This window comes from Reyranella sp. GW821-FHT14A01 (genome assembly GCF_058803965.1).
In genome coordinates this window covers 668,340-694,021 of the sequence record NZ_JBXAPM010000001.1, presented here as the reverse complement: position 1 = coordinate 694,021, position 25,682 = coordinate 668,340, and the positions used below count along the sequence as shown (strand labels likewise).

Below are 25,682 nucleotides of genomic sequence, written 5' to 3'. Positions count from 1 at the left end.
CCCATGAGCAACGACTTTTCCCCGCGCGAGATCGTCTCCGAACTCGACAAGCACATCATCGGCCAGCAGGAGGCCAAGCGCGCGGTCGCCATTGCGCTGCGCAATCGCTGGCGCCGCCTGCAGCTCTCCGATTCGCTGCGCGACGAGGTGCTGCCCAAGAACATCCTGATGATCGGCCCGACCGGCGTCGGCAAGACCGAGATCGCGCGGCGCCTGGCCAAGCTCACCAACGCGCCGTTCCTCAAGGTCGAGGCGACCAAGTTCACCGAGGTCGGTTATGTCGGCCGCGACGTCGAGCAGATCGCGCGCGACCTGATGGAAGCCGCCATCGAGATGGCGCGCGAGAGCCTGCGCAAGGACGTGAAGGCCAAGGCCGAGCTGGCCGCCGAGGAACGCGTCATCGAGGCGCTGTGCGGTGCCAATGCCAGCGAGGAGACGAAGCTGCGTTTCCGCCACAAGCTGCGCGCCGGCGAGCTGAACGACCGCGAGATCGAGATCGATGTCGCGGACACCGGCGGGCCCATGCAGTTCGAGGTGCCGGGCCAGCCGGGCGCGTCGGTCGGCATGATCAATATCGGCGACATGCTGGGCAAGGCGTTCGGCGGGCGCACCAAGAAGCGCAAGATGACCGTGGCCGAGAGCCACCAGACCCTGATGCGCGAGGAGAGCGACAAGCTTCTCGACCAGGAGCGCGTGGTCCGCGAGGCGCGCGAGATGGTCGAGCAGAACGGCATCGTCTTCATCGACGAGATCGACAAGATCACGGCGCGCAGCGAATTCCGCGGCGGCGGCGACGTGAGCCGCGAGGGTGTGCAGCGCGACCTGCTGCCGCTGATCGAGGGCACGACGGTGAACACCAAGCACGGGCCGGTGAAGACCGACCATGTCCTGTTCATCTGTTCCGGCGCCTTCCACCTCGCCAAGCCGTCGGACATGCTGCCGGAACTGCAGGGCCGCCTGCCGATCCGCGTCAGCCTGGCCTCGCTCAGCCAGGAGGATTTCCGCCGCATCCTGACCGAGCCCGAGGCCAGCCTGGTCAAGCAGTACAAGGCGCTGCTGGCGACCGAGAAGGTCGAACTCGACTTCACGCCCGACGCGATCGACGAACTGGCGCGCCTGTCGGCCGACATCAACGAGACGGTCGAGAATATCGGCGCGCGGCGCTTGCACACCGTGATGGAGAAGCTCCTCGAGGAGATCAGCTTCACCGCCTCGGACAAGCCGAACACGAAGATGGAGATCGACGCGGCTTACGTCCGCGCGCATGTCAGCGAGCTGGCGAAGAACGCGGATCTCTCGAAGTTCGTGCTTTAGACGGGCTTATCCATTGGAGTTGCGCGCTCCAATGACGTCTTCGACGACCTGATCAGAGGCAATACGCCGCGATCAGGTCGACGAGATAGGCGGGGCCGTTCAGGCCCCACAGGATGAACGACACGACCGTTGCGGCCACGACCAGGCTGGCCAGTCCCCACAGCAGCACGGGGCGCCAGCCGGTCGTCATGCCGGTTGCGGCTGCGGGATTGCCGCCGGACGGATCAGCCGCTCCTCGACGATCGGATAGTGCAGCGCTGCCGACACCAGACCCAGCGCGATCGAGATCCACCACATCATGTCGTAGTTGCCTTGGAGGTCGAACAAGCGCCCGCCGCCCCAGCCGCCGAAGAAGCTGCCGATCTGGTGGCCCATGAAGACGAAGCCGTTCAGCATGGTGACGTGCACCGGCCCGAAGATATAGCCGACCAGCGAGGTGGTGAGCGGCACGGTGCCCAGCCACAAGAAGCCCAGGGCGCCGGCGAAGATCAGCACCGAGGCGGCCGAAAGCGGCGCCAGCACGAAGCCCAGGAAGACCAGCGAGCGCAGCAGGTAGAGCAGCGACAGCAGGTTCTTGCGCTTGAACCGGTTGCCCATCGAGCTCCACAGGATGGCACCGGCGATGTTGAAGAGACCGACCATGCCGATCGCCCAACCGCCGAGCTCGGCCGGCGAGAGCTGGATCCCGAACAGCGACAGGCCGATCCCCTTGTCGGAGATATAGGCCGGCAGGTGGCCGCCGACGAAGGCGACGTGGAAGCCGCAGACGAAATAGCCGACCACCAGCAGCACGTAGCTGCGCTGGGCGAAGGCCTCGGACATCGCCTCGCCGGCCGTCTGGCGGCCGCCGCTCACCTTGCGGGAGGCCGCGATTTCCTTGCGGTCGTTGAGGCCGATCGGCAGCACCATGATCAGCACGGCCAGGATGGTCAGCGCCCACATGGTGGGGCGCCAGTCGCCGAAATAGTTCTGCAGCACGGCCGCCAGCGGCACGATGAAGAACTGGCCGAACGAGCCGCCGGCCGAACAGATACCCACCGCCAGCGCCTGCTTGGCCGGCGGGGCCACGCGCAGGATCACGCCCAGCACCGGCCCGAAGGTCGCCGCCGAGAGGCCGATGCCGACCAGCACGTTGCCCACGATCAGCATGAAGCCGTCGTGCATCGTGGCGGTGACGATCATGCCCAGCACATAGACCGCGCCACCGCCCGCGATGGTCGGGGCCGAGCCGAACCGGTCGGCGAGGCGGCCCGAGAAGGGCGCGATGACCCCCATCAGCAGCATCGACAGCGCCGTGCCGAAGGAGAAGAGTTCGCGGCCGACATGGAGCTCGGCCGAGATCGGCTTCAGGAAGATGCCGAAGCTCTGGCGAACGCCAAGGCCGATGGTGAGGACGAGGAAGCCGCACCAGACGGCGGTCCAATAGGAGCGTTGGGTCATGGTCGCAACCTGAGGCGGTGTGGCGGAGCTGGCAAGACGTACCGCCTTATGGTTTCCATAGAATTACTTCATGCCGTCACAAGCTTCGATGTGGCAGAACCTATCCATGGCGCGTTTGCGGTTCCTGTGCGGTTTGGCAGCTTTCCTGCTGGTTTTGGCAGGAAGCGCGGCGGCGGTGCCGCGGCTTGAAAAGGAGCGCTGCAGCTTCAAGCCGCCCAAGGGCGACCGGGTCGAGTGTTTCGTCCTGACCGTGCCGGAGAACCGCGAGCAGCCGCAGGGCCGCGAGATCAAGCTCAAGGTGGCCATCCTCAAGGCCAAGCGCACGGCCGGCGTCGAGCCGATGATCTATCTCTCGGGCGGTCCCGGCGATTCGCCGCTGGTCGCCTCGACGCCGGGGGCGGACGCGCTGAGCGAGGGCGACTGGTGGAACGAGACGGCCGCCATCCGCCGCCGCCGCGACGTCGTTATCCTGAGCCAGCGCGGTGCCGGCGGCTCGTCGCCCAACCTCGATTGCTTCGACACCCGCACCTCGGACCCGGCCAAGGCCCGGCGCCGCGCCGTCACCGAGCAGCAGGAGCGGGAGATCTTGGTGCGCTGCCGGTCCGGGCTCGATCGCCGCAAGATCGATCTCGCCATGTACACGACGCCGGCGCTGGCCGACGACGTGGCCGACCTCGCGGCGGCGCTGGGCCAGAGCAAGATCAACATCTACGGCGTGTCCTACGGCACCCGCTGGGCGCTGGAAGTGATGCGCCGCCATCCCGACCTGGTGCGGGCGGCGGTGCTAGACGGGGTTTATCCGCCCCAGGTCAACGGCGAGCAGAACGAGCCCGAGATCGTGCGCCGCGCCTTCGAGCAGCTCTACGGCGACTGCGCCGCCGATTCGGTCTGCCGCCAACGCCATCCCGAGCTGCGCGCCGCCGTCGAGGGCCTGATCGACGCGGCCGAGCGCACGCCAATCGAACTCGCGCTCACCCTGGAGGACGGGCCGCACCCGGTCCAGCTCGACGGCACCCAGGTGCTGATGGTGCTGCTCAACATGATGCGCGAGGGCGAGGTCGGCTCGATCCCCGAGACGGTGGCGGCGGCGCGGCGCGGCGACCTGCGGCTGCTCAAGCTCTACGCCGAGGATCTCGAGACCAACGATGGCGGCCTGCTGGAGCAGAACGCCCAGCAGTTCGACGGGCTCTACAACAGCATCGAATGCCGCGAGACCTGGCCGATGGTCGACCGCACGGCGCGGCGCAAGGCGATCGAGAGCAACGGCGTCTACGGGCTGAGCGCGAAGTCGAGCAAGTCACCCGTCTTCTGCCCGGTGTGGCGCGTCACGGCCGCGCCCGCCGCCGAACGCCAGCCGGTGAAGTCCGAGGTGCCGACCCTGTTGCTGAGCGGCGGCTACGACTGGCTGACGCCGCCCTCATGGGCGCGCGAGGCCGCCAAGACGCTCTCGTCCTCGCGCAACGTCGTCTTCCGCGCCCAGGGCCACGGCGTCGTCGTGCAGGACGCCTGCGCGGCCCGCCTGCGCGACGCCTTCATCGAAGACCCGAACCCCAAGCGCGCGCTGCCCTGTCGTCCCGACACGGCCCCGAACTTCACCGCTGCCTGGGAACGTGTGCGGAATATGCCTTGATGAAGGATCCCTACTTCAACAGCTCCGGCGCGATGAGACGCGGCAGGAAGAGGGCGATGTCGGGCCACACGATCATCGCCGCCAGCACCACGATCATCGGCACCAGCATGATCAGCGTGTCCTTGAGGGCGAAGCGTAACGGGACGCCGGCGACGGCGCAGGAGATCATGAGGCAGAGCCCGTAGGGCGGTGTCACCAACCCGAAGGCCAGCGACACGATCGAGACGATCGCGAAGTGGACCGGGTCCATCGACACCGACTTGGCGAGCGGCTCCAGCACCGTGCCGACGATGATGATCGCCGGAATGGCGTCGAGGAAGCAGCCCACCACCAGGAACACGAAGGCGATGAAGAAGCCGACGCCGATCGGTCCCATGCCCCAAGTCGTGACGTTGGCCAGCAGCTCCTGCGGGATCTTGTAGTAGGCCAGCAGCCATCCGAAGGCCGAGGCGGTGCCGATGCAGAACAGCGCCACCGAGGCGAGCTTGCCGGTGTCGACCAGCGCCCTGTACAGCTCCTTCGGGCCCATCTCGCGATAGACCACGATCGACAGCACCGCCGAGTAGAGCACCGCGACGCAAGCCGATTCCGTCGCCGTGAACCAGCCGGCGAGAATGCCGCCGACGATGATGACGGGTGTCATCAGCGCCGGGATCGAGACCCAGATCGAGCAGAGGAGCTGGCGGAAACCCTGGCGCGGATAGGTCGGATAGCCGCGCTTCACGGCATAGACATGCACGGTGGCCATCTGCGCGCCGGCGATCAGCAGGCCCGGCACCACACCGGCGAGATAGAGCGCACCGATCGAGGTCGAGATCAGCCCGCCCCACACGATCATCAGGATCGAGGGCGGAATCACGACGGCCAGCACGGCGGAGACGGCGGTGATGGCGATCGAGAAGGAGAGGTCGTAGCCCTCCTTGGTCTGGGCATCGATGAAGATCTTGCTCTGGCTGGCGGCGTCGGCGGTCGAGGAGCCGGAGATGCCGGCGAAGAACACCGAGAGCACGACGTTGATCTGGGCCAGCGAGCCTGGGAAGCTGCCGACGATGGCTCTCGATAGGGCCACCAGCCGGTCGGTGATGCCGCCCACGCTCATCAGGTTCGCCGTCAGCAGGAAGAACGGCACGGCGAGCAGGATGAAGGAGTTGTAGGCATTGAAGGTTTCCTGCGCGAGCATCATCGTCCCGAGCCGCGGCTCGAGATAGAAGAGCGGCAGGCAGGCGAGGCCGAGCGCGAAGGCCACCGGCACGCGCAGCACCAGCAGCACGAAGAAGCAGCCGAACAGGATCGAGGCGGCCTCGCCGGCGGTGAAGAGGGAGCCGCTCATGTCGCGCTCCTTCCCAGCAGGATGCGCGTCTCGTCGTAGAACTGCTCGCCCAGGAAGACGATCCAGGTGACGGCAGCGACGGGCCAGGCGATGTGGATCATCCAGAGCGGCAGGTCGGCCAGCTCGGAGGTGCGGTACCAGGCGAAGCGCGTGAACTCGATGCCGCCGACCAGGAACACGATGGCGAAGGCCAGGATGCCGAGGCGCGCGGCGATACGGACGGCCGCCTCGCCGCGACGCGACAGGGTCGGCCAGACATCGACCTCGAAGTGCGAGGCCTCGCGGACGCCGATCATGGCGCCGATCATGATCATCCAGATGAACAGGAAGCGCGCCATCTCCTCGGTCCAGATATAGGCCGGGATCAGGTCGGTGTAGCGCGACACCATCTGCAGGGTGACGGGGATGACGATGACGGCGACGGAGAAGGCGAGGAGGCCGGTCAGGAATTGAGCGTAAGCGGCCGTGAACCGGCGCCAGAGACTGGGCGGCGGCGCAGAAACTGAGGAGGGCATCGGGAATCCGTTCAGGAGGAAACGCCCGGCGAAGCCGGCAGAGGGGCGCGGCGGAGCGTCCGGCTCCGCTGCGTTTCCGATGTCAGTTGGTGGCGACGATCTTCGTGAAGATGCCGTCGGCGCCGATTTCCTTGGCGTAGGCCGCCATCACCGGATCGACGAGCTTCTTCATCTCGGCGCGGTCCTTGAACGGGATGCGCTTCAGCTTGCCGGCCTTCTCGAGAGCATCGAGCTTCTGCGCGTCTTCCGAGCTCTCGACCTGACGGCCATAGGCACCGGCTTCCTTGCCGGCCTTGACCACCGCGTCCTGCAGGTCCTTCGGAAGGCCCTTGAAGGTCTTGGAGGAGAAGCAGACCGGCCGGATGGTGATGGCGTGCTCGGTCATCGCGAGATTGGGCGCCACCTCGTAGAACTTCATCGTCTCGACGCCGGCGGCCTCGTTCTCGCCAGCCGAGATCACGTTGTTCTGGATGGCGTTGTAGATCTCGTTGTAGGCGATGACGGTCGGCGACATGCCGGCGGCGGCGAAGGTCTTGGACCAGATGGGCGCGCCCTGGACGCGGACCTTGAGGCCCTTGATCTCCGCGAGGTTGCTCACCGGCTTGTTGACGAAGATGTTGCGCACGCCGCCGCCGGCATAGCCGATCAGCATGACATCGGCCTTCTGCGCGATCTCGTCCGCGACCGGCTTCAGCAGGTCGAGGTCGAGCACCTTGTTCCACTGCGCCAGGTCCTTGAACAGGAAGGGCGCGTCGATGAACGGCGCTGCCTTCGAGAAGGTCGACATGTGGGCCGGCGAGACGATGCCGTAGTCGACCGCCTTGCCCTGCGCCATGTACTCGAAATACTGCTTCTCGAGGCCCAGCGACGAATTGCGGTGGAGCACGAAGTTGATCGGCTTGCCGTAATACTGCTTCACCAGCTCTTCGAACTTCAGCAGCGTCTTGTTGAAGGCGTGGTCGTCGTTGAACTGGACGGCGCCGTTCAAGGTCAGCGGCGCCTGCGCCTTCACGACGAACGGTGCAGCAAGAGTCGAGGCGGCAATACCGCCCATCAGCAGTCTGCGTTTCATCTGTTTCCTCCGAGGCCCTGTTTGTGGTTCTGCGACCGTGGCCCTGCAGGGACTATGCATCGGATTCAGTCGATGCGCGACCGAGTTGTCAGACAACAAGCCGATTCCCGTCTTTCGGTCTGGAAATTGCGTCGGTTGTGTTTGCTGGCGTTATTCGATATCATAATAACACAAATATTTAGTGAAATGTCTCTCGGTATCCCTTCCTCGCCGCTTTCCACGGGCTTCGACGGACCCTTCGTCCCGAAGCTCGTTTCGGTGCTGCGCGAAGGTTACGGGCTGGCCTCGCTGCGGGCGGATGCCGTGGCAGGGCTCACCGTGGCCATCGTGGCGCTGCCGCTCTCCATGGCGATCGCCATCGCTTCCGGCACGACGCCGGAACGCGGCCTGTTCACCGCCATCGTCGGCGGCTTCCTGATCTCGGCGCTGGGCGGCAGCCGTTTCCAGGTGGGCGGTCCCGCCGGCGCCTTCATCGTGCTGGTGGCCGCGACCGTCGCAAAACATGGGATCGAGGGCATGCTGCTGGCCACGCTGATGGCCGGAATCTTCCTGGTGGCGGCCGGCGCCCTGCGCCTCGGCACCTTCGTGAAGTTCATCCCTTATCCGGTGACGGTGGGATTCACGGCCGGCATCGCCGTCATCATCTTCGCCAGCCAGATCAAGGATCTGTTCGGCCTCACCCTCGACGGCAAGGAGCCGGGCGAGTTCGCCGCCAAGCTCGAAGTGCTGGTGGGCGCGTTCGGCACCGTGAACGCCGCGGCCGTGGCGCTGGCCGTGACCACGATCGGCCTCATCCTCGGCCTGCGGAAGCTGCGGCCGCACTGGCCCGGCATGCTGGTCGCCGTCGTCGCCACCTCGCTCGCGACCTTCGCGTTCGGCCTGCCGGTCGAGACGATCGGCAGCCGCTTCGGCGGCATCCCCTCCATGCTGCCCGCCCCCAGCCTGCCCGACCTGTCGCCGGACAAGATGCTGGCGGTGCTGCCGGACGCCATCGCCTTCGCCCTGCTGGGCGCCATCGAATCGCTGCTCTCGGCCGTCGTGGCCGACGGCATGACGGGGCGCCGCCATCGCTCCAACTGCGAGCTGGTGGCCCAGGGCGTGGCCAATATCGGGGCGGCCCTGTTCGGCGGCATCTGCGCCACCGGCACCATCGCGCGCACCGCCACCAACGTGCGGGCCGGCGCGCGCGGGCCCGTCGCCGGCATGCTGCACTCGGCCTTCCTGCTCGCCTTCATGCTGCTGGCCGCGCCGCTCGCCGCCTACATTCCGCTGGCGGCGCTGGCCGGCGTGCTGGCCGTGGTCGCCTGGAACATGGCCGAGAAGCACGAGTTCGTGACCCTGCTGCGCTCCTCGCGCGGCGATGCCGTCGTGCTGCTCTCGACCTTCCTGCTCACGGTGTTCCGCGACCTGACGGAAGGCATTGTGGTCGGCGTGGCGCTGGGCGTCGTGCTGCTTCTGCAGCGCATGACGGCCACTGCCGGCATCGAGGCGCAGGCAACGCGCGCGCCGTTCGCGGCCGACCTCGTGACCGACCCGCAGGTCATCGTCTACCGGCTGTCCGGCGCCTTCTTCTTCGGCACGGCCTCGACGGTGGGCGCCGCGCTCGACCGCATCGCCGACCAGCACAAGGCCTTCATCATCGACTTCAGCGCGGTGCCCTTCATCGATTCGACGGCGGCAAACGTCATCGCCGGCATCGGCCGCAAGGCGCTGCGCCACGGCGTCCGGGTCTATGTCACCGGCGCCACGCCGTCGGTCCGCCACCTGCTGCTGCGGGCCGGCGCCGGCCGGCCGCAAGTGCGCTACCTGCCGTCCGTCGATCATGCCGTGCGCGAGGCGCATCTTCTGTAAGATGGCCTGATGGCCAATACCGTCACGATCTCCACCGCCGCGCTCAGCGCTGAAATCTCCGCCACCGGCGCCGAGCTGGTCCGCCTGCAGGACAACACCGGCGCTGATCTTTTATGGGACGGCAATCCCGCCGTCTGGAACGGCCGCTCGCCGCTCCTGTTTCCCATCGTCGGCGAGGTGAAGGGCAACCGGCTCAACGTCGCCGGAAAGGCCTACGATATCGGCCGCCACGGCTTCGCCCGCACCTCGACCTTCGCCTTGCACCGGTCCGACGCGGCGTCCTGCACCTGGCGCCTCGACTCGAGCGACGCGACGCGTCGCCACTATCCGTTCGCGTTCCGCCTCGACGTCACCTACCGGATCGAGGCGGCCACACTGCACATGGAAGCCGAGGTCACGAACACCAACGCCGTGGTCATGCCGGCCTCGTTCGGCTTCCATCCGGCGCTGCGCTGGCCGTTGCCTTACGGCAAACCTCGCGAGGCGCACGAAATCGTCTTCGAGAAGAATGAGCCGGCGCCGATCCGCCGGCCGATCGACGGCCTGCTGAGCGCCGCGCAGTTCCCGACGCCGGTGCGCGATCGTCACCTCCAGCTGCACGACGATCTGTTCGAGGAGGGCGCACTGGTCTGGGACTCGCTGGCGAGCCGCAGCGTCATCTATGGCGATGCCCTGCGCGTCGACTTCCCGCGCATGCCCCATCTCGGCATCTGGACCAAGCCCGGCGCCTTCTATGTCTGCATCGAGCCGTGGCAGGGCCATGCCAGCCCCGAAGGCTTCGACGGCGAGCTGGCCGACAAGCCCGGCATCGTCGCGATCGCGCCAGGTGCGAGCGAGACCTTCGCGATGAGTATCGAAGTTCTCTGACGCGGCTCGTGAGTCGTGTCGGTCACCAACCACCCGGTGTCATCCCGAGCATAGCGAGGGACCTTTACCGTAACCCGAAAGGTCCCTCGCTATGCTCGGGATGACAATGGTGTGTGACGGCAAAGATGAGTGCGTCTACCGCTTCGCCGCCAGGCTCTTGAACAGCGCGTCGCTGCGGTCGTCGGCGGGGAAGAAGCATTCGACGCGGACTTCCTGCAGGGTGATGTCCTGCGGCGTTCCCAGCGTGGCGATGGTGGTGAAGACCGACAGCGCCTTGCCGCTCACCAGATAGTCGACCGTCAGCATCGGCGCCGGCCGCTCCTCGAAGCGCAGCTTGCGGAACGAGGCCGGCACGTCGGGATAGGCCATGATCTCCTCGATGAAGGCCAGCGCCTTGGGCTCGCCGCCGGCCGCCAGGATCTCGGCATAGGTCGTCGAGACGAGATAGCGCGCGACCTCTTCCCAGTTGGAGATCCGCGAGCGCAGCGCCTTCGGGTCGAGGATCCAGCGCAGCAGGTTCGGCGCCTTGCCCGGTGGCGGCGGGGGCGGCGCGCCCTCGAACAGGAACAGGGTGAAGGCATTGGCCGCCTCGTTGGCCTGCAGCAGGTTCCACAGCCGGTCGATCACGACAGCGGGATAGGGCTCCTGCTGCTTCAGCATGAAATCGATCGCCTGGCGCACCGGCGCAAGCTCCGGCGAGGCGAGGTTGCTCTCGCGATAGGCCGGCGCGAAGCCGGCGGCCAGCAGCATCTCGTTGCGCTGGCGCAGCGGCACGTCGAGCGCGGTCGAGAGCTGGACCACCATCTCGCGGCTGGGGCGGGCGCGGCCCGATTCGAGGAAGCTGACGTGGCGCTGCGAGACGCCGGACTGCAGCGCCAGCGAGAGCTGGCTGGCGCCGCGGCGACGCCGCCAGGCGCGCAGCATGGGGCCGAACGTGTCGACCGGGGTGGCGGGGGCGGACGCGGGATGGGTGCTCATGAAGGGAAGCCTAACACTGGCCCTCGGGTCCGCCGATTACCTGCCGCGTAATTGAGAGACGGTCGCGCGGATGCGATTTCCGGGTCGTCCGAAACCAAAGGAGGACGACATGACTGCTTCATCCGACCGCCTGCTCCGCCGCACCCTGTGGGGCAACGCCGTCTTTTCCGTGCTCTCTGGCGCGATGCTGGTGGCCTTCGCCGAGCCATTTGCCCGCTCGGCCGCGCATGCGCCGGTATCCGTGGCGGGCATCGATCTCGCCATCCTGTTCGAGCTGCTGGGCGTGGGCGTCGTGGCCTTCGGCGGGCTTTGCGCCTGGGTCGCCTCGCGCACCGAGCTACCGCGCGGTCTCGCCCGCTTCATCTTTGCCGCCGACATCGCCTGGGTGGCGGCCAGCGCGCTGGTGCTGGCGTTGCCGGCCTCGTGGACCACGGCCGGCATCGCGGGCATCGTCGTCGTCGCGCTGATCGTGGCCGACTTCGTGATCCTGGAATATCTCGGCCTGCGCAAGATGAGCGCCGCGAACTAGGACGGCCTCGCCTCAAGGATTGACGATCTCGTGAAGACGCCCGTCGGTTCCGCAGCCGGCGGGCGCCATGCTACGGTCCTGCATACGGCCAAATGAAGTGCGCGACCTAGGCAACCTCCAACGAAGAGGACACCCATGAGCACGTTCACCGTAAACGGCAAACCCCACAAGTTCGACGGCGATCCCGAGATGCCTCTTCTTTGGTATCTGCGCGATGTTGCGGCACTCACCGGCACCAAGTTCGGCTGCGGCCAGGCGCTGTGCGGCGCCTGCACCATCCATGTCGATGGTACCGCGGCGCGCTCCTGCCAGACCCGCGTCGGCGACGTCGAAGGCGCCGCCATCGTCACCATCGAGGGCCTGTCGCCCGACGGCCTGCATCCGGTCCAGGTCGCCTGGCGCGAGCTCAATGTCGCGCAATGCGGCTACTGCCAGACCGGCCAGATCATGCAGGCCGTGTCTCTCCTGAAGGACACGCCCAAGCCCACCGACGCCGAGATCGACGGCGCCATGAGCGGCAACCTCTGCCGCTGCGGTGCCTATCCGCGCATTCGCGCCGCCGTCAGGCGCGCTGCCGGGAGGACCTGATCATGCCCGACCAGTTCATCTCCTCCACCGTTCTTCCCCAATCACGCAACACCGTGATCAACCTCCGCCGCCGCGCCGCCTTGCTGGGCCTCGTCGCCGGCACTTTCGTGATCGCCACGCGCCTCTCCTCGCCTGCCCTTGCCCAGGAGAAGAAGTATGGCGGCGACGCCATGGAAGGCGGCCTCAAGGACGATCCGCGCGTCTTCCTGTCGATCGCCGACGACGGCACGGTCACGTTGCTCTGCAACCGCGCCGAGATGGGCCAGGGCATTCGCACCGGCTGGGCAATGGTCGTGGCCGACGAACTCGAGGCCGATATTGCGCGCCTCAAGGTCCAGCAGGCGCCTGGCGACGAGGCGCGCTATGGCAACCAGAACACCGATGGCTCGCGCAGCATGCGGCATCACTTCGATCCGCTGCGCCGCATTTCCGCCGCCGCGCGGCTGATGCTCGAGCAGGAGGCGGCCGCCCGCTGGAACGTGCCGGTGGCCGAGGTGAAGGCCGCCAACCACGAGGTCGTCCACGCCGCCAGCGGCCGGCGTCTCGGCTTCGGCGCGCTCGCCAAGGGGGCGGCGGCCCGGCCGGTGCCCGCTCGCCAGATGCTCGTCTTCAAGGCGCCCGACCGCTATCGCTACATCGGCAAGTCCGATACCGGGCTGGTCGACAATTTCGACATCACCACCGGCCGTGCCCTCTACGGCATCGACGCCCGCCCTGACGGCCTGGCCTATGCCGTGATCGCCCGTCCGCCGGTCTTCGGCGGCAAGGTGAAGTCGTTCGACGCGGCCGAGACCCTGAAGGTGCCGGGTGTCCTCAAGGTCGTGCCGATCGACAGCCCGTCGATCCCCTCGGTCTTCCAGCCGCTGGGTGGCATCGCCGTGGTGGCGGAGAACACTTTCGCCGCCATCAAGGGCCGCTCGGCCCTCAAGATCGAGTGGGATGACGGGCCCAACGCCGGCTACGACTCGGTGGCCTATCGCCAGACCCTGGAAGAGGCGGCCGCCAAACCCGGCCTGGTCGTGCGCAACGACGGCGATGTCGATGCGGCCCTGAAGGGTGCGGCACAGCGCATGGAGGCGACATACTACGTGCCGCATCTCGCCCAGGCGCCGATGGAGCCGCCGACCGCGACCGCGCGCGTCCTCGCCGATCGCGCCGAGGTCTGGACCAGCGTGCAGGCGCCCGAGGCCGTGCGCACCGATCTCGCCAAGCGCTTCGGCCTGCCGCTCGACAAGGTGGTGGTCCATCCGCTGCTGCTGGGCGGCGGCTTCGGCCGCAAGTCCAAGCCCGACTTCGCGAGCGAGGCCGCGATCCTTTCCAAGGCGATGGAGGGAAGGCCGGTGAAGCTCACCTTCACCCGCGAGGACGACCTGCAGCACAGCTTCTTCCACACCGTCTCGGTCGAACGGATCGAGGCGGGGGTGGATGCGGCGGGCAAGCCGGTCGCCTGGTTGCACCGTACCGTGGCGCCGACCATCTTCTCGACCTTCGCGCCCGATCCTGGCCACGAGGCCCCCTTCGAGCTGGCGATGGGCGCCGTCGACACGCCCTTTGCCATTCCGAACCTGCGGGTCGAGAACCCGGAGGCTAAGGCGCATACGCGCATCGGCTGGTTCCGGTCAGTTTCCAACATCCCGCACGCCTTCGCCATCCAGAGCTTCGCGGCCGAGATGGCGACGACGCTCAAGCGCGATCCGAAGGACTACCTGCTGGAGCTGATCGGACCCGACCGCCTGATCGATGCCGCCGCCCTGTCCGACAAGTGGCTCTACGGCGAGGATCCCAAGCTCTATCCGTTCGACACCGGCCGGCTGCGCCGCGTTATCGAGACGGCGGCCAGGGAAGCGGGCTGGGGACGCACCCTGCCGGCGGGGCATGGCCTCGGCATCGCCGCGCACAGGAGCTTCGTCAGCTATACCGCGGTCGTGGTCGAGGTCGCGGTCGGCGCCAAGGGCGAGCTCACCATCCCGCGAGTCGACATCGCCTTCGATTGCGGCGCCGTGGTCAGTCCCGACCGCGTGCGCTCGCAGCTCGAGGGTGCCGTCGTGCAGGGCGTCAGTCTCGCCACCGTGGGCGAGATCAGCTTCAAGAACGGCCGGCCGGAGCAGACCAACTTCGACGGCTACGAGCTCACGCGCATCGACGCCTCGCCGGCCGAGATCCGCACCCACCTCGTCAACACGACAGGCTTCGACAAACCAATGGGCGGCGTCGGCGAACCCGGCGTCCCGCCTGTCGCCCCGGCGCTCGCCAACGCGATCCACGCCGCCTGCGGCAGGCGCATCCGCAGCCTGCCCATCAGGAACCAGCTCGCGCCGAAGACGTGATGGCGCGAGATAGATTGCATCGATGATTGGAGAAGAGACGTGGACAGACTTCAGCACCTGAACGACATCAAGCTGCCTTTTGCCGAGGTTCTGGGGCTGAAGTTCACGGAAGCGAGCGAGACCGGGGTGAAGGCCGAGATGGTCGTCCGCCCCGAGCTCTGCACGCGGCCCGCCATCCTGCACGGCGGCGCGGTCATGGCCTTCGCCGACACGCTGGGCGCCGCCGCCACCGTGCTCAACCTCCCCGAGGGCAAGGGCACGACGACGATCGAGAGCAAGACCAACTTCGTCGGGCCCGCGCCGGTCGGCACCACGGTGATCGGCGAGACCACGCCGATCCATCGCGGCCGCCGCACCATGGTCTGGACCACGCGCATCACCACCGCCGAAGGCAAGCTGGTGGCGGTCGTGACGCAGACGCAGATGGTTCTCTAAGGCTGGGCCTTCGCCAGCCGGTGGCGTTCGGTCGCCGGAATCAACGTGAGATTCGCCAGGATCCTGTGCTGCGGATCGGCGCTGGCGGCGAGCTTCGGCTGCAGCGCGAGCAGCGCCTTGCCGAACAGCGTCTCGTCCCACAGCCACGCCTTGCGCTTCTTCGACGTGCCGGGATCGGGAAAGGCCGAGGCCGCTTCGAGATAGTAAGCTCGCAGATCGTCGATCGCTTCCTTGAGGGCCTGGGCAGGCGGCAGGTCGCCGGCCAGCGCCGTCGAGAGCAATGCGCCTGCGGCGGGCATGTCGAGGCCGGAGACGCCGTCGTCGTACGGCCGGTCTTCGCCACGGCCTGGTCGTGCCATGTCGCCAGACGATCGATCTCCGCGGCCAGCGTGTCCGTGGCCTGGGGTGCCAGGTTGATGGGGCAGGCCCAGCCGGTGAAATCGGCTTCTTCGGCGACCTCTTCCGGATAGTCGGCAATCAGCGGCCCGTCGGTACGCTCCAGCAGTTCGGCGGTGGCGCGCAGGACGCGGCGCTGGAAGTCGGGGTCGTCGGGCATGCCGAGCGGCCGACCCAGCTCGAACGTCACCCAGAGGGCGCGGGGCGGGCGGATGGTCTCGGTATGCTCGCGCACCAGACTGATGCCGGCGGTCGGAATGCCCTGGCGCTCGAGGAAGTGGCCCAGCGCGCCCACGGCGCGCGTACAGGCGGGTCAAACAGGGACGAGCAGGGCCGCGTCGACGCCATCCTGCTTCAGCAGGCCGGCGAGATGCTGGGCGTGCGGCTCGGCCGCCTCGGGCGGGAAGGCGCCCATGAAGGAGTAATGGACCGACGCCATCGAGCCCACGGTGCCGTCGGCCACCAGCTCGCGCAGCCGGTCGATCGGAAAGGCGACGTTGTGGTCCTGCTGGAAGCCGGTGCGGTCGAAGTTCACCGAGATGTGGCTCATCACCAGGTCGCGCGCCGGCGTCTCGGCGGGAATGACGCGGTAGCTGCCGTCGCCCGGACGGAACGGCCGGTCGCCACGCTTGTGAAGCCCGGCCGTCGAGATCAATACAACGCGGCGTTCGGCGAGCGGCTTGCCGGCGAGGGCGGGCGTGTCCTTGTAAGTCGGACAGTCGATGCGCCGGAGATGGCTGGCTTCGACTTCCGGCATATCGCTGAGCCGCTTCACCATGGCGACGAACTCCTCGAGGAAATTTCTGGTCGGTCCCGATCGATCACTGCGGTGTTTCCAGCAGGTCGAGAGCCGGTTTCACGACGGCTTCCAGCGTTCGCCGCCGTGCGCCGGTGCGCGCCAGCACGCGCATGCCCATCAGCACGCCCAGCAGGTGGATCGACAGGGCATCGGCATCGGTGCCGTGCGGCGTCTCGCCGGCTTCGTTCGCCGCCTCGACATTGCGCCGGAAGAAGGCGCGAATCTCCTCAAGGTAACCCGTGACCACGCGGCCGAGCTCGGCATCGTGCGGCGCCACATCGAGGGCGGAATTCACCAGCAGGCAGCCCTTGCGGTCGGGGTCCTTCAGCGAGCGCTCGATCACTTCCGCGAGGAAGGCGCGGATGGCTTCGCGCGGCTTGTGGCTTGCTTCGAGGCGGGCGATGCGCTCGCGCGTCGACCGGTTGGCGTAGCGTTCGAGGGAGCGCTCGAACAGGGCGCGCTTGCCGCCAAAGGCGTTGTAGAGGCTGGCCCCGCCTATCCCCATCTCGCGCGCGAGATCGCGCACCGATGTCGCTTCGTAGCCGCGACTCCAGAAGCACTCGACGGCGGTGTCGATCGCGCTGTCTTCGTTGAATTCTTTCAGGCGGGCCATGGCTCGACATGAAAACCACGATTTTGGAGCGTTCGCACTAAAATTCATGGGTGTATGGCCCGCTCCGTGCTAGCGGCGAGACATGACCGATTCCACGACGGATGCTGCACGGACCGCGCGGGAGCGCTGGGGCTTTCTCTCCGGCTCGATCATGGCGCTGGGCGCGTCGCTGTCATTCGCCTCGGCGCGCGCCGGCATCCTGGACGGGCTGGGTGCCGTCGACATGATCTTTGCCCGCTACATCGTGGCCGGCGCGATCATGTTTCCCCTGCTGCTGCGCTACGGCGTGCGCGGCTTCGCCGGGATCGGCTTGCGGCGATCGCTGATCCTCACCGTACTGGGCGGCGCGCCTTTCGCGCTCCTGCAGACAGGCGGCTACGGTTTCGCGCCGCTTGCCCATGGCGCGGTCATCGCGCCCTCGACCGTCACCATCGTCAGCACCGTCGGCGCCGCACTCTTCCTGCGCGAACGATTGAGCCGCAATCACCTGATCGGCGCCGCCATCGTGCTGGCGGGCATCTTCCTGATCGGCTGGGATGGGCTCACCCAGCCGTCGGGCGAGCGCGCCTGGCTGGGCGATCTTCTCTTCTTCGCGTCGAGCGTGCTGTGGGCGGGCTTCACCCTGTTGCTGCGGCATTGGCGCCTGCCGGCGCTGCAGGCGACCGCCGTCGTGGCCGTGCTGTCCTTCGTCCTGACGACGCCGCTCTATCTGGCGGTGATGGGCGTCGCGCACCTGCAAGCATTGCCGCTCGGCATGCTGGCCTTCCAGGGGCTGGTGCAGGGCGGCCTGCAGGGCGCCATCACCATGGTGGCCTACAGCCAGGCGGTGATCTTCCTCGGTGTCAGTCGGGCTGTGCTGTTTCCGGCGATCGTGCCGGCTTTGTCGGTGCTGGTCGGCATCCCGATCGTCGGCGAAATACCCGGCGCGCTGCAGATCGCCGGGCTCTGCCTGGTCACGCTGGGGCTGATGACGACCGTCGGCCTGTTCCGGCGGCTCGGCCTGCGGTGATCTCTGCTTATTGACGCTCAGCGCATCAGGGCGGGCACGAAGGCCTGCAGCGCGGCGTCGGCATCGGCGGCCGTCTGCTGGTGCGACTGCGACCAGTCGACCCTGATCTTGATGAAATGGTCGCGGAAGCCGGTCAGCAACAGCTTGCTGGAAACCCGCGCGTTGACCTGGTTGAGGGCGCTGTAGGTGATGCAGCGGAAGGTCACCGCGCCGTAGGTGCAGGTCGAGGGCACCGAGGGCTTCTGGAAGCTGGTATAGCCGGCATACTTGAACTGCTGCTCGGCCGAGCCGACCTCGACGTTGAACTGGCCGATCACCGTCGGATTGTCGCTGCCGGCCGGCACGCGGCGGCCGAGATCGAACACCTGCACGTTGATCGACAGCTTCTTGGGCGTCGAATAGTAGTAGGCCATGCCCTGGCCCGGAGCGTTGGCCGGCGGGGCGGCATAGTTGATCACGCGCTCGAAGGTGGCGCCGCCGAGGGTGGCCGGAAAGTTGAGCTTGGTGCCGGCGTTGGTCGTGGGCGTCGACGACTGGGTCTGCGCCGCCGCAGGGGCTGCATTCGCCGCCGCGAGCAGCATGGCGGCGAGCAGGGCCTTTCCGATTCTAGACATCGAGGTTCGCCACCTTCAGTGCGTTTTCCTGGATGAAGTCGCGGCGCGGCTCGACCACGTCGCCCATCAGGGTCGAGAAGATCTCGTCGGCCTCGTCGGCATGGTTGATCCTGACCTGCAGCAAAGTGCGCGCCTCGGGGTCGAGCGTCGTCTCCCAGAGCTGGTCGGGATTCATCTCGCCCAGCCCCTTGTAGCGCTGGATTGCGACACCCTTGCGACCGGCCTCCAGGACGGCGGCGAACAGCTCGGTGGGCGAGGAGATCCGGGTCTCCTTGTCCTTGACCGCGAAGATGCCGGGCTTCTGGTAGACGGCCTGCAGCTCGTCGGCCAGCGCGTCGAGCTTGCGCGCTTCGGCGCTGCGCGTGAGCGGACCGTCGATGACATGGCGTTCGGTGACGCCGCGCAGGCGTCGCGTGAAAGCAAGACCGCCGTCGGCGATCGGCTCGCCGGTCCAGCCGCGCTCGAGCGGCGGGTTCACCACGTCCAGCCGTCGCGCGATATAGTCGGCCGCCTGCTTGGCAAGCTCAGGATCGCCCAATACGTCGGGCTTGAGGGCGCCCGCGATGGCGGCCTGTTCGATGACCGCCTGGCTGGTGACGCGACGCGACAGCGCCAGCGGCTTCACGAGGTTGGTGACGGAGCGGGCGATGTCCACCGTGTTGCGCAGGTCGTCCTTGGCCAGCACGCTGCCGCTGCCGAGCGCCAGCGTCGCGCCTTCGAGGCCGGTCTGGATCAGGTGGTCGTCGAGCGCGCGCTCGTCTTTCAGGTAGATCGCCGACTTGCCCTTGGCCGCTTTGAACAGCGGCGGCTGGGCGATGTAGAGATAGCCGCGATCGATCAGGTCGCGCATCTGGCGATAGAAGAACGTCATCAACAAGGTGCGGATGTGGGAGCCGTCGACGTCGGCGTCCGTCATGATGATGATCTTGTGGTAGCGCAGCTTGTCGAGGTTGAAGTCGTCGTGGCCGATGCCGGTGCCGAGCGCCGTGATCAGCGTGCCGATTTCCGCCGAGCCCAGCATCTTGTCGAAGCGTGCGCGCTCGACATTCAGGATCTTGCCGCGCAACGGCAGGATCGCCTGGTTGGCTCGGTTGCGGCCCTGCTTGGCCGAGCCGCCGGCCGAATCGCCCTCGACGATGAACAGTTCGGAGAGCGCCGGATCGCGCTCTTGGCAGTCGGCGAGTTTGCCGGGCAGTGAGGAGACGTCGAGCGCGCCCTTGCGGCGGGTGAGTTCGCGCGCCTTGCGCGCGGCTTCGCGCGCCGCGGCCGCCTCGACCACCTTGGTCAGGATCTTCCTGGTTTCGGCCGGATGCTCCTCGAACCACTGGCCGAGCTTGTCGCCGACTACCGATTCGACCACGGGGCGCACTTCCGAGGAGACCAGCTTGTCCTTGGTCTGCGAGGAGAACTTCGGATCGGGCACCTTGACCGACAGCACGCAGGTCAGGCCCTCGCGCATGTCGTCGCCGGTGAGGCCGACCTTCTCCTTCTTGGAGATGCCGCTCTCGTCGGCATATTTGTTCAGCGTGCGCGTCAGCGCGCCGCGGAAGCCTGCCAGATGGGTGCCGCCGTCACGCTGCGGGATGTTGTTGGTGAAGCACAGCATCGTCTCGTGATAGCTGTCGTTCCACTGCATCGCGACTTCGACCGAGATGCCGTCCTTCTCGCCGCGGATCGACACTGGCGGGTCGTGCAGCACCGACTTGTTGCGGTCGAGATACTTGGCGAAGGCCTCGACGCCGCCCTCGTAGTACAGCTCGGAAACCTTCTGCTCGGCGCCGCGATCGTCGGTCAGAACGACCCTCACGCCGGAGTTCAGGAAGGCGAGTTCGCGCAGCCGGTGCTCGAGTGTGGCGAAGTCGAACTCGGTCTTGGTGAAGGTGCCGGTCGAGGGCAGGAAGGTCACCTCAGTGCCATGCTTGCCATCGGGGGCGTCGCCCACGATCTGCAAGTCGCCTTCCGGCTCGCCGTGCCGGAAGACCAGGTGGTGTTCCTTGCCGTTGCGCCAGATGCGCAGGTCCAGACGCTCGGACAGCGCATTCACCACGGCCGCGCCGACACCGTGCAGGCCGCCCGACACCTTGTAGGAATTCTGGTCGAACTTCCCGCCGGCATGGAGCTGCGTGAAGATCACGTTGGCGGCCGAGATGCCCTCTTCCTTGTGGATGTCGGTCGGCACGCCGCGGCCATTGTCGCGCACCGTGGCCGAGCCGTCGCCGTGCAGGACGACGTCGACCTGGTCGCAATAGCCCGCCAGCGCCTCGTCGATCGCATTGTCGACGATCTCGTAGACCATGTGGTGCAGGCCGGTGCCGTCGTCGGTGTCGCCGATATACATGCCCGGGCGCTTGCGGACGGCCTCGAGGCCGCGCAGCACCTTGATGGAATCGGCGCCGTAATCCTCGGCGCCCGGCGTCACGTCATTGTCGCTCATGATCCTGGCTTTCGAAAAGAGTTCAGACCGCCGCGATCGAGCCGTCAGCAACACGCAGGATCTGCGCGCGGCCGCGGAGCGGCGCAAAGAGTTCGGCATCGGTGCCGGTCATCCAGCTCTGGACGCCCAGCGCCACCACCTCGTCGAACAGCGCCCGCCGGCGCTCCTCGTCGAGATGGGCCGCGATTTCGTCGAGCAGCAGCAAGGGCGGCCGGCCGCGCGACAGCGCCACCAGCCTGGCATGCGCGAGCGCGATCGAGACGAGCACCGCCTTCTGCTGGCCGGTCGACCCCTCGGCCGCCGGCAGATCGATATCGAGATGGCGCACCGCGAGGTCGCTGCGATGCGGCCCACAGGAAGTGGTGCCGGCCTCGGCGTCGCGCAAGCGGCTGGCGGCCAGCTCGCCGCGCAGGCGGTCCTCGACGTCGATCGCGGCCATCGTGGCGATCCAGCCATCGACTTCGCCCGCCATGGCGAGCGAGGCGCGCGGGAAGGGGCCGACGCCCAGCCGCGCCGCCGCGTCGAGGCGCTGCACCGTGTCGGCACGCGCCGCGGCCAGCGCCACGCCGTGGCGGACCATCGTGTCTTCCAGCGCCGTGAACCAGTGCGGGTCGCGGTTGCCTTCGCCGAGGAGGCGGCTGCGCTGGCGCTGCGCATTCTCGTAGGCTGCGACATCGCCGGCATGCTGGGGATGCAGCGCCGTCACCAGACGGTCGAGGAAGCGTCGGCGCTCGGTCGCGCCGTCGAGGAACAGCCGGTCGAGCTGCGGCGTCAGCCATACGGCCGCGACATGCTGGCCGAGCGCGGTCTGGCTCTGCATCGGCCTTCCATCGATGCGCACGGCGCGGCGCGCCAGGCTGCCCTCGCTGCGGCCGGCTTCCAGGCCGGTGCCGATGGCGACCCGGCCCTCCGGCGTGTCGAGCGTCGCGGCGACCGCCCAGCCGGCGGCCGAGGGCTCGTCACCGCGCGCGCGGCGGCAGACATCGTCGAGCCTGGCGCGGCGCAGGCCGCGGCCGGGCGCCAGGAAGGAGAGCGCCTCCAGCAGGTTGGTCTTGCCCGCGCCGTTGGCGCCGACCAGCACAACCGGCTCATAACCGCACTCGAGGCGGAGCTGGCGGTAGTTGCGGAAGTCGGTCAGGCGAAGCTGGCGCACGGCGAGGAGTGCCGGCGCAGCGCCCGATACGGCGTCGGAAGAGTAGACGAGGGCGCTGATGGCCTGTGCGGTCATACCCGTGCGGTCATACCCGCATCGGCATGAGCACGTAGAGCGCGCTCTCGTCGGCACCGTCACGCACCAGGGTGGGCGAGCCGGCATCGGCCATCAGGAAGCGCGCCTCGCTGCCCGCGATCTGCTCGGTGATGTCCAGCAGGTAGCGCGAGTTGAAGCCGATCTCGAGGGCCGTATCCTTGTATTCGACCTCGATTTCCTCGGTGGCGCTGCCGGCGTCGGGGCTGGTGGCCGAGAGGGTGACGATGCCCTTGGCGACCGCCAGCTTGATGGCCCGCGACTTCTCCGTGGAGATGGTCGAGACGCGATCGACGGCGTGCGCGAATTCCTTGCACGGCACGTTCAAGACCTTGTCGTTGCCGGTCGGGATGACCCGCTCGTAGTCCGGGAAGGTGCCGTCGATCAGCTTGCTGACCAGGGTGACGCTGCCGCTGGAGAAGCGGATGCGGGTGTCGCTGAGTTCGACATCGACCGACCCGTCGCCCTCGTCGAGCAGCTTGCGGACCTCGCCCACGGTCTTGCGCGGCACGATCACGCCCGGGATCTCGCCGGCGCCCTTGGGCAGCGGCACCTCGACCCGGGCCAGGCGATGGCCGTCGGTCGCCACGCCGCGCAGCACCTGGGTGCCGCCCGCGGTCGCGGCATGGAAGTAGATGCCGTTCAGGTAGTAGCGGGTCTCCTCGTTGGAGATCGCGAACCGGGTGCGGTCGATGATGCCCTTGAGGTCGGTCGCCGGCAGCTGGAACCGGTGCGGCAGGTCGCCCTCGGTCATGGCCGGGAAGTCGGCCGGCGGCAGGCACTGCAGGGTGAAGCGCGAGCGGCCGGCCCGGATGACCAGGCTGCTGTTGTCGGCGGCGGCTTCCAGTTCGACCTGGGCGCCGTCGGGCAGCTTGCGGACGATCTCGTAGAGCGTATGGGCCGGCGCCGTGGTCGAGCCGGTCTTGGAGGCGCTGGCTTCCACCGATTCGGTGATGGCGAGGTCCATGTCGGTCGCGGCGAGGCTCAGCCGGCCTTTCTGGGCGGTGATCAGCACATTTGACAGGATCGGGATGGTATTCCGACGCTCGACGACACTCTGGACATGGGCCAAGGCCTTCAGGAGGGCCGCCCGTTCGATCGTCAATTTCATGTTTTGGTCGCCGTAGTCAGGGCCAGATTGGTTAATTTCTAGGCCCGTTCCAGCGGCCACGGAAAGGCCCAGAGGAACGGTTGGAAAGTATATCACGGGCCCCGTCCGCGGGAAGCGATTTCGCTGTTCCTAGAAGCGTTTAGGGGCCTTGGCGCAAAGCAAAACAGGCCCCGGTCGGGGCCTGTTTCACAATTGATGTGAGGGATTTGTCAGCCCTGCAACTGGCGCTTGAGCAGTTCGACGTCTTCGGCAATCGACAGGTCGGAAACCTTGAGTTCCTCGATTTTGCGCACGGCGTGCATGACCGTGGTGTGGTCGCGGTTGCCGAAACGCTTGCCGATCTGGGGCAGGCTGAGCGTCGTGAGCTGCTTGGCGAGATACATCGCCACCTGGCGCGGCCGGGCGACGGAGCGGGCGCGCCGGGGCGAGCTCATCTCGGCCAGCTTGATGTTGTAGTGGGCGGCCACCCGCTGCTGGATCTCGTCGACCGTGACCTTGCGGTCGGCCTGGCGCAGCAGGTCGTGCAGCACGTCCTGCGCCATCTCGACGGTGATCTCGCGGCCGATCAGCTGGCCGTGCGCGACGACGCGGTTCAGGGCGCCCTCGAGCTCGCGGATGTTGGTGCTGATCTTGTGCGCGAGGAACTCGAGCACGTTGACCGGCACCGGCACGCGGGCATTCTCGGCCTTGGTCTGCAGGATCGACAGGCGCAGCTCGTAGGTCGAGGAATGGATGTCGGCGACGAGGCCGCTGCCCAGGCGCGAGCGCATGCGCTCCTCGATGTCCTGCAACTCGCTCGGCGGCTTCTCCGACGACAGGATGATCTGCTTGTTCTGCTCGACCAGCGAATTGAACGTGAAGAAGAACTCGTCCTGGCTCGCTTCCTTGCCGCAGATGAACTGGACGTCGTCGACCATCAGCACGTCGACGTTGCGGAACAGCTCCTTGAACTGGCCGGTGTTCTTGGTGCGCAGCGCCTGGATGAAGCGGTTCACGAAGCTCTCGGCCGTCAGGTAGAGAACGCGGGTCTTCGGGTCACGCTCGCGGATGACGTGCCAGATCGCGTGCATGAGATGGGTCTTGCCGAGGCCGACGCCGCCGAAAATGTAGAGCGGGTTGCGCTCGGGCAGCGGCATGTCCTGCTCGGAGATGTTGCGCGCCGCCGCATAGGCGAATTCGTTGGGCTTGCCGACCACGAAGTTGGCGAAGGTGTAGCGCGCCTCGGGCGACTGCGAGAGCTCGTCGGCGCCACGGCCGATCGACGGTCCCATGCGGGGCATCGGCGGCTGGTGGTTGTTCTGCGACGAGGGTAGCGGCGGCATCGCGATGATCTCGTTCGGGCGACGCGGCGCCGGCGGCGGCACGAGATTCACCTCGACGTTCTTCACCTCGCCGTTGACCGACTGCCAGTAGGCGAGCACGCGGTCGCCATAGTGACGGCCGACCCAGTCGCGCACGAAGCGCGTCGGCGCGTAGAGGCGCAGCTTGCCGGCCTTCAGCTCACCCAGCTCGACCTCGCCGAACCATGTCTTGAAGGCCTTGTCCCCAATCTCCTTGCGAAGCCGATCGCAGACGCGCACCCAATGCGCTTCGAGCTCCTTTCGGCCCGCCCCTTCATCCATATGTGCCCCCGCCATATCGTTGTTTTCAAATACTGTGTTGTTATTGCCTTGGATCGGCGATTGAATTCGGTTCACGTTTGTCTCCACGGAAGCCCCACTGCCTTCCACCCCCTCGTCGCGCCGCGCTTGCCGTGCGCATCGAGAGGCCCTTCAAAGCCGTCTGCTACATTGAAACACTTACTGTATCCGGCCGCGGACATGGCTTTCGCCGCCGCGACCGACCTCACCCCGCTTCGACACAAAAAGAGCAGCGGGACCGCCTTGTCCGTCAGCGCCTTCGACAGGGCGTCGACGAATTCCGGATTGACCTGCATGCTCGGGAAGACCTGCCATTCGACCAGGCCCGGCTTCTTGTCCAGGCCGGCAAGGTCGGGCACGCCCACATAGTTCCACTCGGCGCGCGTGCGCACGTCGATCAGGATCGCGTCCTTCAGTTCGCCGAGAATCTTCCAGGCTACCGTCGGAGTCACGTCGCCGGCATAACCGGCAGCGGGAGACACCTCGAACGTGTCAGCGATCTTGTTGTCTTTCGACATGGCCCCCGCTTTCATTCGTCGAAGCGAGGCGTTGTCTGGCGAGCCAGCGACCTTGGGCGACACACAACACGGCAAGAGGAAACGAGAGATTTTCAGCGAGCGTCGCTTATGTGGGACGCTTCATCTTTTTATCGATCGTCGAACTTGCGAAGTTGTGTACCTGTCTCCCTCGTTCGTCGTTTCGATGGAGAGGAATCCCCTCTTCTCCATCTGGCCCGCGATCCAAGCGCCCCACGCCCCGTCGCGATGTGACGAGTCTTATCCAGACTCTCTGAGCCGCGCAAACGATTCACACGCCTAACACCACACGCTATTCAGCCACTTCGCAACGTTGCTCGATTGACAAGTTGTTCGATCCTATTTTGCGCGTCGTTCATCGGGCGACGCCTCTCAACATCTAGCGCGTCGCAGATGCGCAGCGTTCGA

At 67.1% G+C, this 25,682-nt stretch carries 24 protein-coding genes; 9 read left to right on the top strand and 15 right to left on the bottom strand.

Annotated features, from left to right (window positions below; genetic code table 11):
* The first annotated feature begins 3 nt into the window (after positions 1-3).
* Complete coding sequence (gene hslU, locus AC1ROX_RS03385) at positions 4-1,314, top strand: ATP-dependent protease ATPase subunit HslU (protein WP_493122364.1); 1,311 nt, start codon at positions 4-6, stop codon at positions 1,312-1,314.
* Between the two features lie 52 nt (positions 1,315-1,366).
* Here the strand turns inward: hslU and AC1ROX_RS03380 are convergent, their stop codons facing one another.
* A complete protein-coding gene (locus tag AC1ROX_RS03380) occupies positions 1,367-1,504 on the bottom strand; it encodes a hypothetical protein (RefSeq protein ID WP_493122362.1) in 138 nt (45 codons plus the stop codon).
* Positions 1,501-2,754, bottom strand: coding sequence for an MFS transporter (locus tag AC1ROX_RS03375; RefSeq protein ID WP_493122360.1), 1,254 nt, complete (start codon positions 2,752-2,754; stop codon positions 1,501-1,503). The genes AC1ROX_RS03380 and AC1ROX_RS03375 overlap by 4 nt, the downstream gene beginning before the upstream one ends.
* Positions 2,755-2,860: 106 nt before the next feature.
* Between AC1ROX_RS03375 and AC1ROX_RS03370 the strand changes: the two genes are divergently transcribed.
* Positions 2,861-4,384: an alpha/beta fold hydrolase gene (locus AC1ROX_RS03370; protein ID WP_493122358.1), complete on the top strand. Its 1,524-nt coding sequence runs from the start codon at positions 2,861-2,863 to the stop codon at positions 4,382-4,384.
* Positions 4,385-4,394: 10 nt separating this feature from the next.
* Here AC1ROX_RS03370 and AC1ROX_RS03365 read toward each other — a convergent pair whose 3' ends face one another.
* The 3 genes from AC1ROX_RS03365 to AC1ROX_RS03355 all read right to left on the bottom strand — a co-directional run bounded on the left by AC1ROX_RS03365 (position 4,395) and on the right by AC1ROX_RS03355 (position 7,301).
* Entirely contained in the window at positions 4,395-5,714 is a 1,320-nt protein-coding gene (locus AC1ROX_RS03365) for a TRAP transporter large permease (protein ID WP_493122356.1), read from the bottom strand.
* Positions 5,711-6,229: a TRAP transporter small permease gene (locus tag AC1ROX_RS03360; protein ID WP_493122354.1), complete on the bottom strand. Its 519-nt coding sequence runs from the start codon at positions 6,227-6,229 to the stop codon at positions 5,711-5,713. Before AC1ROX_RS03360 ends, AC1ROX_RS03365 begins: the two co-directional genes overlap by 4 nt.
* An 82-nt stretch (positions 6,230-6,311) precedes the next feature.
* Positions 6,312-7,301 (bottom strand): TRAP transporter substrate-binding protein, encoded by a 990-nt coding sequence (locus AC1ROX_RS03355; RefSeq protein WP_493122352.1) that lies wholly within the window; start codon positions 7,299-7,301, stop codon positions 6,312-6,314.
* A gap of 186 nt (positions 7,302-7,487) precedes the next feature.
* On the opposite strand from AC1ROX_RS03355, the gene AC1ROX_RS03350 reads away from it, so the two are divergent.
* Together AC1ROX_RS03350 and AC1ROX_RS03345 are read left to right on the top strand one after the other, a co-directional pair.
* Positions 7,488-9,152: a SulP family inorganic anion transporter gene (locus tag AC1ROX_RS03350; RefSeq protein WP_493122350.1), complete on the top strand. Its 1,665-nt coding sequence runs from the start codon at positions 7,488-7,490 to the stop codon at positions 9,150-9,152.
* A gap of 9 nt (positions 9,153-9,161) precedes the next feature.
* Positions 9,162-10,019 (top strand): aldose 1-epimerase family protein, encoded by an 858-nt coding sequence (locus tag AC1ROX_RS03345; protein ID WP_493122348.1) that lies wholly within the window; start codon positions 9,162-9,164, stop codon positions 10,017-10,019.
* A 135-nt stretch (positions 10,020-10,154) separates the two neighbouring features.
* On the opposite strand, the gene AC1ROX_RS03340 is transcribed toward AC1ROX_RS03345, so the two are convergent.
* Positions 10,155-10,997: a helix-turn-helix domain-containing protein gene (locus AC1ROX_RS03340; protein ID WP_493122346.1), complete on the bottom strand. Its 843-nt coding sequence runs from the start codon at positions 10,995-10,997 to the stop codon at positions 10,155-10,157.
* A 109-nt stretch (positions 10,998-11,106) separates the two neighbouring features.
* Between AC1ROX_RS03340 and AC1ROX_RS03335 the strand changes: the two genes are divergently transcribed.
* The 4 genes from AC1ROX_RS03335 (at position 11,107) to AC1ROX_RS03320 (ending at position 14,876) form a co-directional block, all read left to right on the top strand.
* Positions 11,107-11,526, top strand: a complete 420-nt coding sequence (locus AC1ROX_RS03335; RefSeq protein WP_493122344.1) for a hypothetical protein — start codon at positions 11,107-11,109, stop codon at positions 11,524-11,526.
* Between the two features lie 135 nt (positions 11,527-11,661).
* The gene (locus AC1ROX_RS03330; RefSeq protein WP_493122342.1) at positions 11,662-12,114 is read left to right on the top strand and encodes a (2Fe-2S)-binding protein; all 453 of its coding nucleotides are present in this window, start codon (positions 11,662-11,664) and stop codon (positions 12,112-12,114) included.
* A 2-nt stretch (positions 12,115-12,116) separates the two neighbouring features.
* A complete protein-coding gene (locus AC1ROX_RS03325) occupies positions 12,117-14,441 on the top strand; it encodes a xanthine dehydrogenase family protein molybdopterin-binding subunit (RefSeq protein WP_493122340.1) in 2,325 nt (774 codons plus the stop codon).
* A gap of 39 nt (positions 14,442-14,480) precedes the next feature.
* On the top strand, positions 14,481-14,876 hold the full coding sequence (locus AC1ROX_RS03320; protein WP_493122338.1) for a PaaI family thioesterase: 396 nt from the start codon (positions 14,481-14,483) through the stop codon (positions 14,874-14,876).
* Here AC1ROX_RS03320 and AC1ROX_RS03315 read toward each other — a convergent pair.
* From AC1ROX_RS03315 to AC1ROX_RS03305, 3 genes are all read right to left on the bottom strand, one after another.
* Positions 14,873-15,235: a hypothetical protein gene (locus AC1ROX_RS03315; protein ID WP_493122337.1), complete on the bottom strand. Its 363-nt coding sequence runs from the start codon at positions 15,233-15,235 to the stop codon at positions 14,873-14,875. The two genes, AC1ROX_RS03320 and AC1ROX_RS03315, sit on opposite strands and share 4 nt — an antisense overlap.
* A gap of 350 nt (positions 15,236-15,585) precedes the next feature.
* The gene (locus AC1ROX_RS03310; RefSeq protein ID WP_493122335.1) at positions 15,586-16,050 is read right to left on the bottom strand and encodes a glycine/sarcosine/betaine reductase selenoprotein B family protein; all 465 of its coding nucleotides are present in this window, start codon (positions 16,048-16,050) and stop codon (positions 15,586-15,588) included.
* A gap of 43 nt (positions 16,051-16,093) precedes the next feature.
* Positions 16,094-16,684 (bottom strand): TetR/AcrR family transcriptional regulator, encoded by a 591-nt coding sequence (locus tag AC1ROX_RS03305; RefSeq protein WP_493122333.1) that lies wholly within the window; start codon positions 16,682-16,684, stop codon positions 16,094-16,096.
* 82 nt (positions 16,685-16,766) lie between these two features.
* Between AC1ROX_RS03305 and AC1ROX_RS03300 the strand changes: the two genes are divergently transcribed.
* A complete protein-coding gene (locus AC1ROX_RS03300; RefSeq protein ID WP_493122332.1) occupies positions 16,767-17,693 on the top strand; it encodes a DMT family transporter in 927 nt (308 codons plus the stop codon).
* A 17-nt stretch (positions 17,694-17,710) separates the two neighbouring features.
* On the opposite strand, the gene AC1ROX_RS03295 is transcribed toward AC1ROX_RS03300, so the two are convergent.
* From AC1ROX_RS03295 to AC1ROX_RS03270, 6 genes are all read right to left on the bottom strand, one after another.
* A complete protein-coding gene (locus tag AC1ROX_RS03295) occupies positions 17,711-18,307 on the bottom strand; it encodes a hypothetical protein (RefSeq protein WP_493122330.1) in 597 nt (198 codons plus the stop codon).
* Entirely contained in the window at positions 18,300-20,741 is a 2,442-nt protein-coding gene (gene gyrB, locus AC1ROX_RS03290) for a DNA topoisomerase (ATP-hydrolyzing) subunit B (RefSeq protein ID WP_493122328.1), read from the bottom strand. Before gyrB ends, AC1ROX_RS03295 begins: the two co-directional genes overlap by 8 nt.
* 22 nt (positions 20,742-20,763) lie before the next feature.
* Positions 20,764-21,969 (bottom strand): DNA replication/repair protein RecF, encoded by a 1,206-nt coding sequence (gene recF, locus AC1ROX_RS03285; protein WP_493122326.1) that lies wholly within the window; start codon positions 21,967-21,969, stop codon positions 20,764-20,766.
* Between the two features lie 10 nt (positions 21,970-21,979).
* Positions 21,980-23,098 (bottom strand): DNA polymerase III subunit beta, encoded by a 1,119-nt coding sequence (gene dnaN, locus AC1ROX_RS03280; RefSeq protein ID WP_493122324.1) that lies wholly within the window; start codon positions 23,096-23,098, stop codon positions 21,980-21,982.
* 209 nt (positions 23,099-23,307) lie between these two features.
* Positions 23,308-24,720 carry a chromosomal replication initiator protein DnaA gene (gene dnaA, locus AC1ROX_RS03275; protein ID WP_493122322.1) on the bottom strand — a complete coding sequence of 471 codons (1,413 nt, stop codon included), beginning with the start codon at positions 24,718-24,720 and terminating at the stop codon, positions 23,308-23,310.
* A gap of 71 nt (positions 24,721-24,791) precedes the next feature.
* Positions 24,792-25,256, bottom strand: a complete 465-nt coding sequence (locus AC1ROX_RS03270) for a rhodanese-like domain-containing protein (protein WP_493122320.1) — start codon at positions 25,254-25,256, stop codon at positions 24,792-24,794.
* Between the last annotated feature and the right edge of the window lie 426 nt (positions 25,257-25,682).